This is a genomic window from Streptomyces sp. NPDC017890 (assembly GCF_044328675.1).
GTDB lineage: Bacteria > Actinomycetota > Actinomycetes > Streptomycetales > Streptomycetaceae > Streptomyces.
Genome location: NZ_JBIRHU010000006.1, coordinates 38,184 through 52,721, shown reverse-complemented (window position 1 = coordinate 52,721; position 14,538 = coordinate 38,184). Strand labels below are relative to the sequence as shown.

The window sequence follows — 14,538 nt, the reverse complement described above, 5'->3', positions numbered from 1 at the left end:
GGTCAGCCGCGTCCGCGACGCGCCGGACGGGGCCGATCGGCGTCCGGCGCCCGCGTGAAGGTGTGCGAAACGGAACACCCGATGGCCGGGGCCGGTCGCAGCGCACGCACAGCTCGCGCAGGTCGCGTACGGCCCGGGGGTCGGGACCAGCACGTCGGCGTTGCACAAGCAGCAGGACCTCGGTTGTCTCCTCAGCGAGCGGCCCCACGGTGATCGTGCCCCGCCGCTCAAGCGGGCCCCGAGCGAATCGCACGCCACGGGCCGGCCCCGCGACACCTACGGCGACCTCGCGCCAAACTGTGGGCCGTCGAGACACCGGCCGACGCCGTGGCCGCCGAGGGCCAGAAGCCGCACGACGACCCCGATGCGGTCACCGAGCAGGTCCGGGGCGAGTCAGAGGTGCGGGCGGCCCGCGGCCGAGGCCGGCAAGACGGTCCACCCGCTGGCCACCGGAGGCTCCACCGCCCACGTGCTGGCCATCGAGTACGCGCTGCGTCCGTCCTCAGTTCCATGGGCGCCACCCACATCGTCCCCGGCTGGTTCACCCTCGACAAGGACATCACGGCGGACGACGACGGCACCCTGACCGTCGCGCCCGGCTCGGCGGAGGCCCTGGCGCAGGTCACGGACCACTTCTCCACCGCCCTGGGCGGTCGCACGACCGTACTGGCGGCCACGGGGTGAGCGCGGCACACGTGAGCGTCGACGAGGGGCACACCACCGCGGGCGAGGACTCGCCCCAGGTCTGCTTCGGCTGCTCCTCGCCGATCGCCGGCGAGGTCGCCGCCCGGCACGCCGACGTGTATCTCACCTGGGGCGCACCGCCCGCGCAGGTGGCCGAGAAGACGGCCTGGATACGGGCGCCGGCGACGCGCGAGGGCCGCACCCTCCGCTTCGGCATCCGGCTGCACGTCATCACCCGGGGCACCTCGGAGCAGGTCTGGGCGGAGGCGAACCGGCTGCTGGACGGGTTCGACCCGGAGAGCGTGGCCTCGGTCCAGGCCGGGCCGGCCCGCAGCGAGTCCGAGGGGCAGCGCCGCATGCTCGCCCTGCACGGCGGCGGCAGCCGCGACGGGCTGGAGATCCACCCCAACCTGTGGACCGGTATCGGCATGGTGCGCGGCGGCGCGGGCATCGCCCTGGTCGGCAGCCACGACGAGGTCGCCGAGCGGATCGAGGGGTACGCGGCCCTGGGCATCGAGGAGTTCGTGCTCTCCGGTTGTCCGCACCTGGAGGAGGCCTACTGGTTCGGCGAGGGCGTCCTGCCCAGGCTGCAGGCGCGTGGACTGGGGCGGCGCCCCTTCGGCCGGCCGGCGGCCCCCACCGCGCAGGTGCCGTTCGCCGGCGCGGTGCGACCGTGAACGCGCCGTCCGCGGAACGCCCTCGCAGAGCCGGTCGCACGGTGCGTGCCCGCCCCCGCGGTGCCCCGCTCGGGTAGCTCGTGAGGCCCCGCATGTGGCCATGCGGGGCCTCACATGCCCCCTCTGGGGCTCCGCCGCAGCCACAACGACCATCCGGCGGACCGATACGACGTGCGATCCGCTCGTTCAGCGTGTGACCAGCAGTCCCCGCCCCCGCAGCACCCGCCGCTCCAGGGGGCTGAAGATCAGCAGATCGATGGCGATGCCGACGAGCAGGATGAGGAAGATGGCCAGGAACACCTGCGAGATGCTGGCGTTGTTCCGTCCGTTCTCCAGCAACTGTCCGAGTCCGATGCCGAGATCGGGCGAGGAGGCGATGATCTCGGCGGCCATCAGTGACCGCCAGGAGAATGCCCAGCCCTGCTTCAGCCCGGAGAGATAGCCGGGGAGCGCGCCCGGCATCACGATGTGCCAGGCGCCGCGCAGGCCGGTCGCGCCCAGTGTCCGTCCGGCGCGCAGGAACAGCGGGGGAATCTGGTCGATGCCCGCGACGAGTCCGTTGGCGATGGAGGGGACCGCGCCGAGCAGGATGACGGCGTACATCATCGAGTTGTTCAGGCCCAGCCAGAGCACGGCGGGCGGCACCCAGGCCACGGACGGCAACGACTGGAGACCGGACAGGATGGGGCCGACGGCCGCCCTGACGAATCTCACCCGGGCGACCAGCAGGCCCAGCGGCGTACCGATGGCGAGTGCCATCAGGAAGCCGAGCAGGCCGCGCGAGACGGATGTCCAGATGTAGTCGAGCAGCGTGCCCTGCCGCCAGGCGTCGGTCACCTCGCCCCACACCGCGGACGGCGAGGGCAGCTTGTAGTCGGGGGCGATCTCGGCCCACACCAGCAGTTGCCAGATCACCAGCACCAGGGCGACGGCGCTGATCGGCGGCAGTGCCTTGCGGATCAGGGTCTCGCGCAGCGGTGTACGGCCGGCCTGCACCGAGTCCAGCGCGTCGAGCCCGGCCTCCAGCCCCGCGAGGTCTTGCGTGTCCCGCATGTCCTGGGGTTCCCCGGCTGCGGATGAGCCGTTCTTCCCGGCGTCGACGCCGGTGTCAGTGCTGGCCATGGCGGCGGATCTCCCTGCGCAGTTCTTCGGTGATCTCGACGGACAGGTCGGCGACCGAGCTGTCCTCGACGCGGCGCGGCTGGGGGATGCCGACGGTCCATTCCCGGGCGATCCGTCCCGGCCGTGAGGACAGCAGCACCACCCGCTGCGCCAGCTTCACCGCCTCGCGCACGTTGTGCGTGACGAACAGCACCGACAGGCCCGTCTCGTGCCAGATCCGGGTCAGCTCGTCGTGCAGCACGTCACGGGTGATGGCGTCCAGCGCCGCGAACGGTTCGTCCATCAGCAGCAGGCGGCTGTCCTGGGCGAGCGCCCGGGCCAGTGCGACGCGCTGGCGCATACCGCCCGACAGTTCGTGCACCCGTTTGCCGTGCGCGCCCCGCAGCCGTACGAGTTCCAGCAGCCGTTCCGCTTCGGCGCGGCGCTCCGGTTTGGCGACGCCGCGCAGCTTCAGCGCGAGTTCGATGTTCTTGCCCGCGGTCAGCCAGGGGAACAGGGCGTGTTCCTGGAACATCAGGGCGGGTCGGCCGTCCGTGCCGATGGAGCCGGCGGACGGCAGGTCCAGTCCCGCCACCAGGTTGAGCAGGGTGGACTTGCCGCAGCCGGAGGCACCCAGGAGCGTGACGAACTCGCCCGGTGCGACATCGAGCGTGATGTCGTCCAGTACGAGCTGCCGCCCGCCGGACGTGCCCGGAGCGGGGAAGGACTTCGAGACGTGCTCGATACGGGCGGCGTGCGTCACCGCCGTGGCGACCTGGGCAGCCTCGGCGACCGTGGTGGCCATGGTCGTCACCTCCTGGGTACTCATCGGGGCGGTTGTCGCTTGTCAGCTGTTCGGCTGCTGGGCGCCGAGACCGGCGTCGTCGAACTGGTCCTTGCCCGCGGCCGCGAGGACCTTGTTGAGCGGTGCGAGGTCGTAGATGCCCTTCAGATCGGGCTTCTCCAGCAGACCGGCCTTCACCGCGTGGTCCGCCTCAGTGCTGAGGGTGGAGGCCAGCGGGTCGTCGAGGAACTTGATGGACTTCCAGGCCGGGTCGATGACCTCGGCGGGCAGGGCCTTGCCCGACTCCGCCTTCAGTGCCGCGTTGGCGGAGGCCTTCGACTTCTCCGGGTTGGCGTTGATCCACTCGTTGGTCCTCACCGAGCCGCGCAGCACCGCCTCGACGACGTCCGGGTGCTTCTTCAGGAACTCCTGCCGCACGATGATGTTCGTGATCACGAACTTCTTGTCGGGCCACAGGTCGGCCTCGTCGAGGAGGATCTTCGCGCCCTCGGCGACCAGCTTGGACGCGGTCGGCTCCGGCACCCAGGCGCCGTCGATGGAACCGGATTTGTAGGCGTCCGGGGTGATCTTGTTGTCCGTGCGGACGACGGAGACGTCTCCCTTGCCGCTCTGCGCGTCGACCTTCCAGCCCTTCTCCGCGATCCAGTTGAGGAACGCGACGTCCTGGGTGTTGCCGAGCTGCGGCGTGGCGATCTTCTTGCCCTCGACGTCGTCCAGGGACTTGATCTTGTCGGGGTTGACCACGAGCTTCACGCCACCGGAGGCGGAACCGCTGATGATACGCAGGTTCTTGCCGCCCGACTTGGTGTACCCGTTGATGGCGGGAGAGGGGCCGATCCAGCCGATGTCGATGGATCCGGCGTTCAACGCCTCGATCTCGGAGGGGCCGGCGTTGAAGGTCGAGGCCTTGATCTCGGTACCGCCGAGCTCCTTCTGGAGCAGACCCTCCTGGACGCCCACCAAGGCGGTGGCGTGTGTGAGGTTGGGGAAGTAGCCGATCTTCACCTCGTCGGCGGACAGCTTCTCGGCGTCCGCCGCGACCTGGGTCCGCTTGTCGTCGTCGGTGGCGTCGGATCCGTAGCCGCAGGAGCTGAGCAGGAGGGGGAGCGCTGCTGCGACGGCGACGGTGCGCAGGGTGGTGAGCGGTCTTGCGGCAGACACTGAGGTGTCCTCTCGGGAATGGGTCGAGCAGGGAGATGCCGAAAGCGTCAGAGCGCGAAGCTCATGGGCATGGGGCCCGCGCTCCACACGTCGGCCCTCGGCGGATGGAACGCCGTCGCGGGTCCGGAAGCGGAGGTGTGCGGGAATGTGCGGACGTGCGTGGCGTGTCGGCGGAAGGAGGTTGTGCCGACGGCCTCAGGCGGGTCGACAGATGGCGCTGGACGTGCGGCCGAGGTCGATGTGGCGGCGCGAGGTCAGCAGAGAGAGCGGCAGGTCTGCGCCGTTGCGCGTGCTCATGGTCGCCCCCGATCCCTATCTTTCCTATCTGGCTGATAGGGATCGTGGCAGAAGGTGGCGTCCACCCCAAGGGGGTGTTCATATGATGGACGTGTCCATCTCGTGCTGTGGGACCGCCGGTCGATGACTCAGCGCGTCAGGGGTTCACCCAGGCCTTCGGGGAGTCTGCCAACGCGGTGACGTACGTGGGCAGTTGGGCCGAAGCGACGTCGGCGAGCGACACGCCCTCCAGGATCTCGCGCACGTTGGACCGCAACGCGATCCACAGGGGGAGCAGCGACTCGGCGGGGCCGGAGTAGGACAGCTCGGGTGGACGGACCCCGCGCACCGAGACCAGAGGTCCCTCCACGACGCGGATGACGTCGGCGATGCTGATCGACTCGGCGGGCCTGGCCAGCCGGTAGCCACCGTTGCCGCCGCGCTGGCTGAGCACGAGACCGCCCCGGCGCATGTCGTTCAGGATGCCTTCGAGGAACTTGTGCGGGATGTCCTGGGCGTGGGCGATGGCCTCCGCCTTCAGCGGCCCGTCCTCCCGTGAAGCGGCGAGCTGCAGGGCAGCACGTACCGCGTAGTCCGCTTTGGCTGAGATCCGCATGGGTGCATTATCCCGTACGGCTTGGGTGAGCGTCCGTTGACCTGCGGGAGACGGACCGCTCGCGGAGTGCGGCCGCCCGTCACGGCGGCCTCTGATCCGGACGTCCGGTCCGTCCCCGGCACGCCTCCCGGTCAGGCGGGCAGGACGAACGGCGGGTGAGCGCCGTTGAGAAAGTAGTGCCCGACATCGCGGAGCCGGTGGGTGACGGGCTCGTAGAGGGTGTGGGTCCTGGCATTGCGCCAGAACCGCTCGAAGCCCAGCCGTGCGGAGACGGAGCGGGCGCCGATGATGTCCAGGGCGCGGGTGGTGGACTCCTGCGCCGCCCTGGCCGCGGCGGTTTCGGCCATGGCCACGAGGGCGGAGATGTCCGCGGACTCGTCGTAGGTGACGTCCTCGCCGCGCTCCAGCCCGCCGCGCACGGCTTCCAGCGCCTGATCGGCGAGCGCCGACGCGGAGCGGGTGAGGACGGTGAGTTCTCCGTAGGCCGTCTGCACTTGCGGGTCGTGCGGGGTACCGGCCGGCCAGGCGGGGTGATGGGTCGCTTGGCCGGTCCTGCTGTACTCACGGGCTTCGGCGAGCACTCCCTCGGCCAGGCCGAGCAGGAGCTGGGCGGAGAAGAGGCGCCCGACCGGAGAGGCCAGGGCGGTCCGGGGCGACAGCAGATCCTCGTCCGCGGACAGGGAGCCGAGCACGTCGTCGGCACCCACCAGGACGTCGTCGAACTCGACGCTGCCGCCGGCCGCGAGCCGCTGGCCGAAGGTGTCGGCGTCGCCGTCGACCGCCACACCGCGGCGGGTGGGATCCACCACGACGGCGAGGGGTTCACCCGTATCCTCCCGCACGGCGCGCACGGCGAGACGGTCGGCGACCAGAATCCCGGTGGTATAGCTCTGTCGACCGTTGAGTACCAAGCCCTTGGAGGCCCTGGCCAGCACCAGTGGCGGCTCCTGACGCGCGAAACCGCCGCCCCAACACCACTCCTCGGTCGCGGACCGTTCCTCGATCTGCGCGGCGAGAGCGGGCCCGGCGAAGAACCGGACGCTCCACGACAGGAAGTAGTGGGAGCCGAGCAGCTGACCGATCGCGCCGTCGGCTGCGGCGATCTCCCGGACGACGGCGTAAGCCGTGAGCCGGCCCGGGCCGCCTTCCTGGGGCCCGGCCGGCATCAGGAACGTCAGGAGTCCCGCCTCGCGAAGCCGGGACACCTCGTCGAACGGGGCCTTGCCCGCCTGCTCCCTGACCACCGCGTCCGTGGCCAGGTCGTCCGCCACCTCGCGGGCCACGCGCAGCCAGTGGGCCCGGCCGGGTCCGGACGGGTCGGACGGCGAGGCGGGGCGGGACGGCGCGGAGGCAAGGCCCATGGAAGTCGACTCCTCAAGGTCGGCCGCAGAACGCGGCGTCGGGGCTCTCCTGCTGGTCGGGCACGTACTTGTAGCCCACGCTCCGAACGGTGACGATCCGGTGCCGGTGAGCCTCGCCCAGCTTTCGGCGCAGGCGGGCGATGTGGACATCGACCGTGCGGCCGTCGCCGACGTGGTCGTAACCCCAGACGGCGGCCACCAACCCGTCGCGAGAATGCACGTGGTGGGGGTGCTGAACGATATGTGCCAGCAGCTCGAACTCCAGGTAGGTGAGGTCGAGTTCATGGCCGTTCACCTCGGCGACACGGCGGGCCGGATCGATGCGGACGGCATCGTCTCCCGTCCGTCGGTCAGAGGCCGGGACCGCGGCGCCGGCCGGTCGGATCTCAGGCCGTGGCCTGTCCTTGACGAAGAGCTCGGCGGGATCGGTGCCCTCGGGGACGAGTACGAGGTAGGCGACGAGCGGCGCGGGAGTGAGTTCCTGAGGGCCTCTCTGTGTGGCATCACCCACCAGGCGAAGACGGGGGGCGTCGGAGGAGGCCGGATCGTGCGGGGTGGTCTGGGCCGGAAGTGCCGTGGTCATGGCGGTTGTCCCTCGGAAGTGTGCGGGGTCGTCAGGCGTGGTGGACGACTGCGCCTGATCACCTGGGAAGGCGTGAGCGGAGCGGCACGGGTGGATGGGGGCCGTGTGCCCTACGCGTGACAGCAGGCGGCACTGACGACGTGACCAAAGTCGACATGCCGACGACGAACGAGTCGTTGCTGTGTACGGGACATGGTCATCATCCTGCGCACCCCCGGTGAACGCCGTCAAGGTTTCCCTAGTAACTCCGTAGGAAAAGTAGGGAAGATCTCACACTCTGAGAGGCCGGCCGTCCACGGGGCACGTTGCCGTCCCGGAGCCCCGATGCCCAGCGCGCGCCCGTCGGGTGACGACGCACCGGTTCGGTCATACTGCCCGGCCCGCGTAGGCCCTGACATCCGCGTCCGGGTCCGTCATCGCCGTGACCAGGGCCGCTCGGGCGCTCTCGGCGGCACGGTGCCTGGTCAGTGCCGTCACGGCGGCCTTGCGGACGTCGGCGTTGGGGTCGGAGAGGGCCTTGGCGAGGGCGGGTACGGCGAGGTCGGGGGCCGCGAGGGAGAGGGCGGCGGTGGCCCCTGCCCGGACCTGCCAGGCCGGGTCGGACAGGGCTGCCTGCGCGCGTGCGGCCAGCGGTGCCGGGCAGCCGGTCGTGGCCAGTGCCTCGTAGGCGGCCGCACGCACCAGGGCGTCGGGATCGTCGCTGAGCCCGGTGAGAGCCGAGAGGACCATGTCGGGTCCGGGGCCGGCCGACAAGGTGCCGTCAGGCAGCCCCGCGGTCACGGTGGCCAGGGCCTTGGCGATGGTGACGCGGACCTCGCGGGACGGGTCGGCGATCGCCGCGCGGGCCAGTTCCCCGGCGGCGTCGACCGACACGAGGGCCCGTACGGCCGCGATACGCACGGCGATGTCCGCGTCCGCCAGGAAGCCCGTGAACAGTCCGGTGTCACCGAGGCGCAGGGCACGCAGGACGTCGAGTGCGGCGGCACGGGAGGCGGGGTCGGCTTCGGACAGGGCGGTGACGAGGCCGTCGCGCAGGGCCGGTTCAGGGTCCAGCGTCTCGACCAGTTCACGCAGGGAGGCGGCCGCGGCGGCGCGGACGCCGGCGTCGGGGTCGCCGAGCGAGGCGGCCAGTGCCGGCCCGGTGCCCGGCGGCACCGTCTCCGTCAGCACGGTGACGGCCGTCCGGCGAACGGTGGGCTCGGGGTCGTTCAGGTATGGGGTGAGGGCGGAGAGGCGGGGCTCGTCCTCCGCGAGGGAGAGCAGTTCGAGCAGGCGCGGTGTGGCCGGCGCGTCCGTGTCGGGACCGGGGCGGGCGGTCGCATCGGTCGGCGCGGGCTCCTGCCGTGTCGCCACCGGCGCCGCCTCCCGGGCCCCGGCGGTCGCCACCTGTTCCGGGTGTACCTCGCCGAGGTGGCGGGAGGGCCCGCCGGCCGCGGTGAGACCGTCGACCGGAACCAGATAGGGAGCCACGGGACGCGCCGTGAACTCCATCGCACCGGTGGGGGACTTGCGCAAGTCGAGATGGATGAACCAGGACGCGTCGTCACGGTGGGGGTGGTCGAGACGATCGTGGTAGAGGCCCCAGCGGGACTCCGTGCGGGCCAAGGAGGCCCGCGCGGCCATCTCCGCGCAGTCGCGGATGAAGCTCACCTCCGCGCAGCGCATCAGCTCGTGCGGGGTGCGGGCGCCCATCGCGGCGATGTCGACGCGCATCCGTTCGAACGCCTCCAGAGCCAGCGACAGCCGGGCGCCGGACTTCGGCGGGGCCACGTAGTCGTTCACGAAGCGGCGCAGCTTGTACTCGACCTGGGGCTGCGGCGGACCGTCGGGGTTGCGCAGCGGGCGGTAGATCAGCTCGTGCGCCTCCCGAAGCTGGTCGAGGGGCAATTCCCCTTCGTACGGCGTGTACTGGGAGGCGTCGGCGCCCGCCAGGTCCCCGAAGACGAACGCGCCGATCATGTAGTTGTGCGGAACACAGGCCAGGTCCCCTGCGGCGTACAGGCGGGGGACGGTCGTACGGGCGTGGTCGTCGACCCGTACACCCGAGGCCGAGTGGCCGCCGCACAGACCGATCTCGGAGATGTGCATCTCGACGTCATGGGTGCGGTAGTCGTGGCCGCGGCCCGCGTGGAAGGTGCCACGGGTCGGGCGCTCCGTCGAGTGGAGGATCGACTCCAGGGCCGAGACCGACTCCTCCGGGAGGTGGCTCAGCTTCAGGTAGACCGGGCCCCGGTCGCTCGCGACCTCCTCCGAGAACTCCGCCATCATCTGGCCCGACCAGTAGTCGGAGTCGACGAAGCGTTCGCCGTGCCGGTTGACCTGGTAGCCGCCGAAGGGGTTGGCGACGTAGGCACAGGCGGGACCGTTGTAGTCCTTGATCAGCGGGTTGATCTGGAAGCACTCGATGCCGGTCAGCTCGGCGCCCGCGTGATACGCCATGGCGTAGCCGTCGCCCGCGTTGGTGGGGTTCTCGTACGTGCCGTAGAGGTAGCCGGAGGCGGGCAGGCCGAGGCGGCCGCAGGCGCCGGTCGCCAGGATCACCGCGCCCGCGCGGACGGTGACGAAGGCGCCCGTGCGGGTGTGGAGTCCCACCGCGCCCACGGCACGCCCTTGCGCTGTGAGTACGCGGACCGGCATCACGCGGTTCTCGATCCGGATCCGCTCCCGCATCTCGCGCCGCCGCAGCTGCCGGTACAGGACCTTCTTGACGTCCTTGCCCTCGGGCATCGGCAGCACGTAGGAACCGGACCGGTGGACCTGGCGCACGGCGTACTCGCCGTGCTCGTCCTTCTCGAACTTCACTCCGTAGGACTCCAGCCGCTGGACCATGGCGAAGCCGCGGGTGGCGGTCTGGCGGACGGTGGACTGGTCGACGATGCCGTCGTTGGCGCGGGTGATCTCGGCGACGTAGTCGTCGGGCTCGGCGCGGCCGGGAACGACCGCGTTGTTGACGCCGTCCATGCCCATGGCCAGTGCGCCGGAGTGGCGTACGTGCGCCTTCTCCAGCAGCAGGACGTCCGCGCCGTGTTCGGCGGCGGTCAGGGCCGCCATGGTGCCGGCGGTGCCGCCGCCGATGACGAGGACGTCACAGACGATCTCGTCGGCGTCGGTGAGGGCCGGGATCTGCAAGGGGGTGTCCACCAGGGAGCCTTTCAAGAACCGAGTGACGTGAGGACTTCGCGCCGCAGGGCGAGACGCGCCGGATCGTCGTGGGTGGCGCGCTCGCGCGGGCGCGGTACGTCCCGTACGGCGATGAGGCGGCCCGCGCCCAGGAGGGCGACGCGGTCGCCGAGGAAGAGGGCCTCGTCCACGTCGTGGGTGACGAAGACGACGGTGGCGCCCGTGCCGCGCAGCACGTCCACCAGCAGGTCCTGCATGCCGGCACGGGTCTGGGCGTCGAGGGCGCCGAACGGTTCGTCCATCAGGACGGCACGGGGGCCGGCGGCCAGGGCACGGGCCAGTTGCGCGCGCTGACGCTGGCCACCTGAGACGCGGTGCGGCCACCGCCGCGCGTGCTCGGCGAGTCCGACCCGCTCGAGCCACGCCTCGGCGTGGATGCGGCGGTCGGCGCGGGACAACCCTTTGATGGCGAGAGGGAGTTCGACGTTCGCGCGCAGGGTGCGCCAGGGGAGCAGGGCGTCCTCCTGGAACACGAGGGCGCGTTCGGCGGACGGGGCGGTCAAGGGGCGTCCGTCCTGCGTGATCTCCCCGGAGAGCAGGGGCAGGAGGCCGGCCAGGGTGCGCAGGAGGGTCGACTTGCCACAGCCGGAGGAGCCGACGACGGTCAGGATCTCTCCGGGGGCCACGTCGAGGTCGACCCTGTCCAGCGCGGGCACGCCGGGGCGTCCGATCGCGGCGTCGTGCAGGGCGAGGCGGGTGCCGGTGCGGGACGGTGAAGGGACGTCAGACGAGCTGCTCATGAGACACGTCCTCCTTGAGCCTGGGGCCGACCGGTGCGGAGGAGGGAGCTTCGCGCGTCCGCCGCTGGACGCGCGGGCCGGGCACATAGGACGTGCGCGGCAGCCAGCGGGTCAGGCGGCGGCCCAGCAGTTCCACCGCCATGGAGGTGAGCCAGCCGAGGACGCCGATCGTGACCATGCCGACGAAGACGCCCGGGTAGTCGACGATCGTGTAGTCCTGCCAGGTGCGGTATCCGACGCCGTACTGACCGGAGATCATCTCGGCGGAGATCACGCAGATCCACGAGACGCCGATGCCGACCGACAGGCCGCTGAAGACGCCGGGCAGGGCCCCCGGCAGGACGACCGAGCCGAGGATGCGCCACCGGCCACCGCCCATCGTCAGCACGGCCTCCTCCCACACGGGCGTCAGCGCACGGACGGCGTGCCGGGTGGAGACCAGGACCGGGAAGAAGGCGGCGGTGAAGGTGATGAAGACGACGCCCTGTTCGTTGGAGGGGAACAGGAGGATCGCGACGGGGACCAGGGCGATCGCCGGTATCGGGCGGACGACCTCCAGCAGCGGACCCAGCAGGTCCTCGGCCAGTCGGGAGCGTGCGGTGAGCACGCCCCCTGCCACACCCAGCACCGCCGCCAGCAGGAAGCCGCTGAGGATGCGGGTCAGGCTGTCGGTGAGGTCCGTCCAGTAGTCGGCCCCGGCGAGGCGGTCGGTGAAGGCGCGGGCGACGTCGGTGACCGTGGGGAACTGTGAGAAGCGCAGCCACAGGTCGACGTCCCTGCTGGTCAGGAGCTGCCACAGGCCGAGGGCCGCGGCGAGGGCGGCCGCCCGCAGCGCGTACCGGGCGGCTGGTGGGGCGAGCCGGCTCACGACGCACGCTCCAGGGCGTCGGCGTAGGTGATGACACGCGCCCCGTCGTGCCGGTCGACGTAGGCCAGCGCGGTTGCCGGGGCGACGAACGGCAGAAGCTTCTCGCCGTCGGCCACCCACACCGCCTTGTCGGCGAACCAGGGGGTGCCGGTGGTGGCGTCGGGGACGTAGGCGGCGCGGACGGTGTCGCGGTGGGCGGCCACATGCCTCAGCAGTGCGGCCGGTGACGCGAAGGTACGCGTCCGCTCGGAGCCCTTCGGCCACACCTCACCCACGGCGGGCGGGGGTGTGGCGGCGAGCCGCTCGGCGTAGGACGCCCCCAGGGCCTTCTTCACGTACCGGTCGTCGACGAAGGAGTCCACATCCACGTCGCCGGTCAGCTTCGCGGACTTCAGGATCTCCACGTCCTGCTTCAGAGCGGAGACGAACTGGGGTTTGATCGCCGGGTCGAAGGTGGCGACGCCGTGGGCACCGTTGTAGAGGTGGACGACCTCGGCGGGCAGACCGGTGGCCTCGGCTACCTCCTCGGCCGCGGTGACGGGGTGGGCGTTGAGATAGTCGGTGGCCTGTGCCTGGGCCTTCAGGAAGGCATCGAGGACGGCCGGCCGGTCCTCGGCGAAGTCCTCGCGTGCGGTGACGCCGTGGAAGGTGGGCAGGTTCAGCTGGGCGCCGTCGTACAACGCCTTCGCCTTGCCCTGGTGGGCCAGCAGCCCCGGCCAGGCGACGAACTGCGACAGCGCGTCCGCGCTCCCCGCGGACAGCGCCGAAGCGCCCACGGCGGGCTGCTGGTTGAGCTTCTGGATGTCGTCGTCCGGGTCGATGCCGGCGCGTTGCAGAGCCCGCACGAGTGTACCGTCCGCGGCAGAGCCGACGCTCGTGGAGATCTTCTTGCCCTTGAGGTCCTTCAGGGAGGTGAGCTCGGAGTCCGAAGCCGTGACGATGGTGTTCAGGCCCCCGCGCAGGTTGTAGCCGGTGACCGAGACCAGGTGAGTGGGACGGTTGAGCTGCTTGCCGCGGGCCGCGTTGATGAGCAGCGGGAAGTCGCCCATCGAGCCGATGTCGATCTTTCCGGCGGTCATCTGGGCGGTGATGGGGGCGCCCGTGGCGTAGTCCTGCCAGACGACCTTGTAGGTGACGCCGTCGCCGAGTGCGTTCAGCTGTTTCTCGAAGAAGCCGAGCGAGCGGAGCAGGGTGCCGGCCGTGACCGTGTTGATGGTCTTGGACTGGTAGCCGACGGTGACGGTGACCGTGGAGCCGTTGCCGGCCGCGGCATCACCGCCGCAGGCGCTGAGCGGGAGCAGAAGGACGATCGCGGATACCGCGACTGCCGTGCGTTTCATGGTGATTCGGCCTTTCACCGGAGCAGGTCGAGGGGATCAGCGGAGCAAGTAGGGCATGTTGACCGTGACGGCTCCGGTGGGACAGCGGGCCGCGCACGGTCCGCAGTACCAGCACTCGTCGACGTGCATGTAGGCCTTGCCGCTCTCGGTGTCGATGGCGAGGGAATCCAGCGGGCACATGTCCACGCAGAGCGTGCAGCCGTCGATGCACTTCGACTCGTCGATGGTCACGGGCACGTCGGCCCGCTGGGGCACCAAGGGCATGGCTGTCTCCAGGAATGTCGCGCTGTGGTTCTGCTGAGGGAGAGGGCGTTGTCAGAGGGAGCGGTGCAGCAGGCCGCTCATCGTGATGCGGTCGCCGCGGAAGCGGATGAACTCCAGGTCCACGGGGCGTCCGTCGGCAAGGTGCGTGAGGCGTTCCAGCATCAGGACGGCCGTGCCGCGCGGGGCCTGGAGCACGGCGGCGGAGTGGGCGTCCGCGCTGACCGCCTCCAGCGTGATGTCGGCGTGTCCCAGACGCCGGCCCGTGACGGACTCCAGGAGGCGGAAGACGTCGGTGTTCTCCAGGTCGCAGCCGAGCAGGGACGTGCCGATCCCCAGGGGGATGTAGGTGAGGTCCAGGGACAGGGGGAGTCCGTTCAGGTGGCGGAGGCGTTCGATGTAGAGGACGTCGGTGCCGGGTGCCACGTGGAGGCGCTCGGCGACCGGGGCGGGGGCCGGGACCGGGCCCATGGTGCGGACCTCGTTGGTGACGCGGCCGTGTTCGTGCAGGGTCTCCGCGAGGCCCATCAGCCGGTCGAGCCCATGGGGGTACTTCTGGGCGACGACCACCGTGCCGACGCCGGGGAGGCGCTCCACCAGGCCCTCGGCGCGGAGGAGGTCGAGGGCCTGACGGACCGTGTTGCGCGAGGCCCGGTACTCGGTGGCGAGGGTCGACTCGTGCGGCAGGGTGCCCGCCGGGAAGCCGCCGGTGAGGAGCTGGTGACGCAGCAGGTCGGCGAGCTGGCGTGCCCGGTCCGCGCGCAGCCGACGCCGCGTGCGCTGGGCGGCGACGGTGGGCGCGCCCTGGCCGGCGTGGTCTCGGATGCGGTCGGTGGGTGGCATGTGCGGAACCATACCGATCCAGTAGGGATAGTGGTGTTGCCG

At 71.1% G+C, this 14,538-nt stretch carries 13 protein-coding genes and 3 pseudogenes; 3 read left to right on the top strand and 13 right to left on the bottom strand.

Translation table 11 applies throughout. The annotated features are described in order from the left end of the window. Positions 1-271: 271 nt before the first annotated feature. The 3 pseudogenes from ACH4F2_RS09705 to ACH4F2_RS09695 all read left to right on the top strand — a co-directional run. Positions 272-426: pseudogene (locus ACH4F2_RS09705) on the top strand (monooxygenase); the annotation flags it as partial. Next, positions 416-684: pseudogene (locus tag ACH4F2_RS09700) on the top strand (FMN reductase (NADPH)); the annotation flags it as partial. The pseudogenes ACH4F2_RS09705 and ACH4F2_RS09700, both read left to right, overlap by 11 nt. Next, positions 648-1,361: pseudogene (locus tag ACH4F2_RS09695) on the top strand (LLM class flavin-dependent oxidoreductase); the annotation flags it as partial. The pseudogenes ACH4F2_RS09700 and ACH4F2_RS09695, both read left to right, overlap by 37 nt. Positions 1,362-1,547: 186 nt before the next feature. Here ACH4F2_RS09695 and ACH4F2_RS09690 read toward each other — a convergent pair. The 13 genes from ACH4F2_RS09690 to ACH4F2_RS09630 all read right to left on the bottom strand — a co-directional run bounded on the left by ACH4F2_RS09690 (position 1,548) and on the right by ACH4F2_RS09630 (position 14,496). Beyond that, positions 1,548-2,483: an ABC transporter permease gene (locus tag ACH4F2_RS09690; RefSeq protein WP_398132150.1), complete on the bottom strand. Its 936-nt coding sequence runs from the start codon at positions 2,481-2,483 to the stop codon at positions 1,548-1,550. Continuing rightward, entirely contained in the window at positions 2,470-3,267 is a 798-nt protein-coding gene (locus ACH4F2_RS09685; protein WP_398132355.1) for an ABC transporter ATP-binding protein, read from the bottom strand. The genes ACH4F2_RS09690 and ACH4F2_RS09685 overlap by 14 nt, the downstream gene beginning before the upstream one ends. Positions 3,268-3,309: 42 nt before the next feature. After that, the gene (locus ACH4F2_RS09680) at positions 3,310-4,428 is read right to left on the bottom strand and encodes an aliphatic sulfonate ABC transporter substrate-binding protein (RefSeq protein WP_398132149.1); all 1,119 of its coding nucleotides are present in this window, start codon (positions 4,426-4,428) and stop codon (positions 3,310-3,312) included. Between the two features lie 195 nt (positions 4,429-4,623). Next, positions 4,624-4,725: a putative leader peptide gene (locus ACH4F2_RS09675; protein WP_398132148.1), complete on the bottom strand. Its 102-nt coding sequence runs from the start codon at positions 4,723-4,725 to the stop codon at positions 4,624-4,626. 136 nt (positions 4,726-4,861) lie between these two features. Further along, a complete protein-coding gene (locus tag ACH4F2_RS09670) occupies positions 4,862-5,320 on the bottom strand; it encodes an RrF2 family transcriptional regulator (RefSeq protein ID WP_398132147.1) in 459 nt (152 codons plus the stop codon). Between the two features lie 131 nt (positions 5,321-5,451). Further along, complete coding sequence (locus ACH4F2_RS09665) at positions 5,452-6,681, bottom strand: acyl-CoA dehydrogenase family protein (RefSeq protein WP_398132146.1); 1,230 nt, start codon at positions 6,679-6,681, stop codon at positions 5,452-5,454. A gap of 13 nt (positions 6,682-6,694) precedes the next feature. Then, positions 6,695-7,264, bottom strand: coding sequence for a winged helix-turn-helix domain-containing protein (locus tag ACH4F2_RS09660; protein ID WP_398132145.1), 570 nt, complete (start codon positions 7,262-7,264; stop codon positions 6,695-6,697). Positions 7,265-7,630: 366 nt separating this feature from the next. Next, positions 7,631-10,420 carry a fumarate reductase/succinate dehydrogenase flavoprotein subunit gene (locus ACH4F2_RS09655; protein WP_398132144.1) on the bottom strand — a complete coding sequence of 930 codons (2,790 nt, stop codon included), beginning with the start codon at positions 10,418-10,420 and terminating at the stop codon, positions 7,631-7,633. Then, positions 10,417-11,184: an ABC transporter ATP-binding protein gene (locus tag ACH4F2_RS09650; RefSeq protein WP_398132143.1), complete on the bottom strand. Its 768-nt coding sequence runs from the start codon at positions 11,182-11,184 to the stop codon at positions 10,417-10,419. The genes ACH4F2_RS09655 and ACH4F2_RS09650 overlap by 4 nt, the downstream gene beginning before the upstream one ends. After that, positions 11,168-12,052: an ABC transporter permease gene (locus ACH4F2_RS09645; RefSeq protein ID WP_398132142.1), complete on the bottom strand. Its 885-nt coding sequence runs from the start codon at positions 12,050-12,052 to the stop codon at positions 11,168-11,170. The genes ACH4F2_RS09650 and ACH4F2_RS09645 overlap by 17 nt, the downstream gene beginning before the upstream one ends. Further along, positions 12,049-13,392, bottom strand: coding sequence for an ABC transporter substrate-binding protein (locus ACH4F2_RS09640; protein WP_398132141.1), 1,344 nt, complete (start codon positions 13,390-13,392; stop codon positions 12,049-12,051). The genes ACH4F2_RS09645 and ACH4F2_RS09640 overlap by 4 nt, the downstream gene beginning before the upstream one ends. 36 nt (positions 13,393-13,428) lie before the next feature. Continuing rightward, a complete protein-coding gene (locus ACH4F2_RS09635) occupies positions 13,429-13,656 on the bottom strand; it encodes a ferredoxin family protein (RefSeq protein ID WP_398132140.1) in 228 nt (75 codons plus the stop codon). A 51-nt stretch (positions 13,657-13,707) separates the two neighbouring features. Beyond that, a complete protein-coding gene (locus tag ACH4F2_RS09630) occupies positions 13,708-14,496 on the bottom strand; it encodes a GntR family transcriptional regulator (RefSeq protein WP_398132139.1) in 789 nt (262 codons plus the stop codon). Between the last annotated feature and the right edge of the window lie 42 nt (positions 14,497-14,538).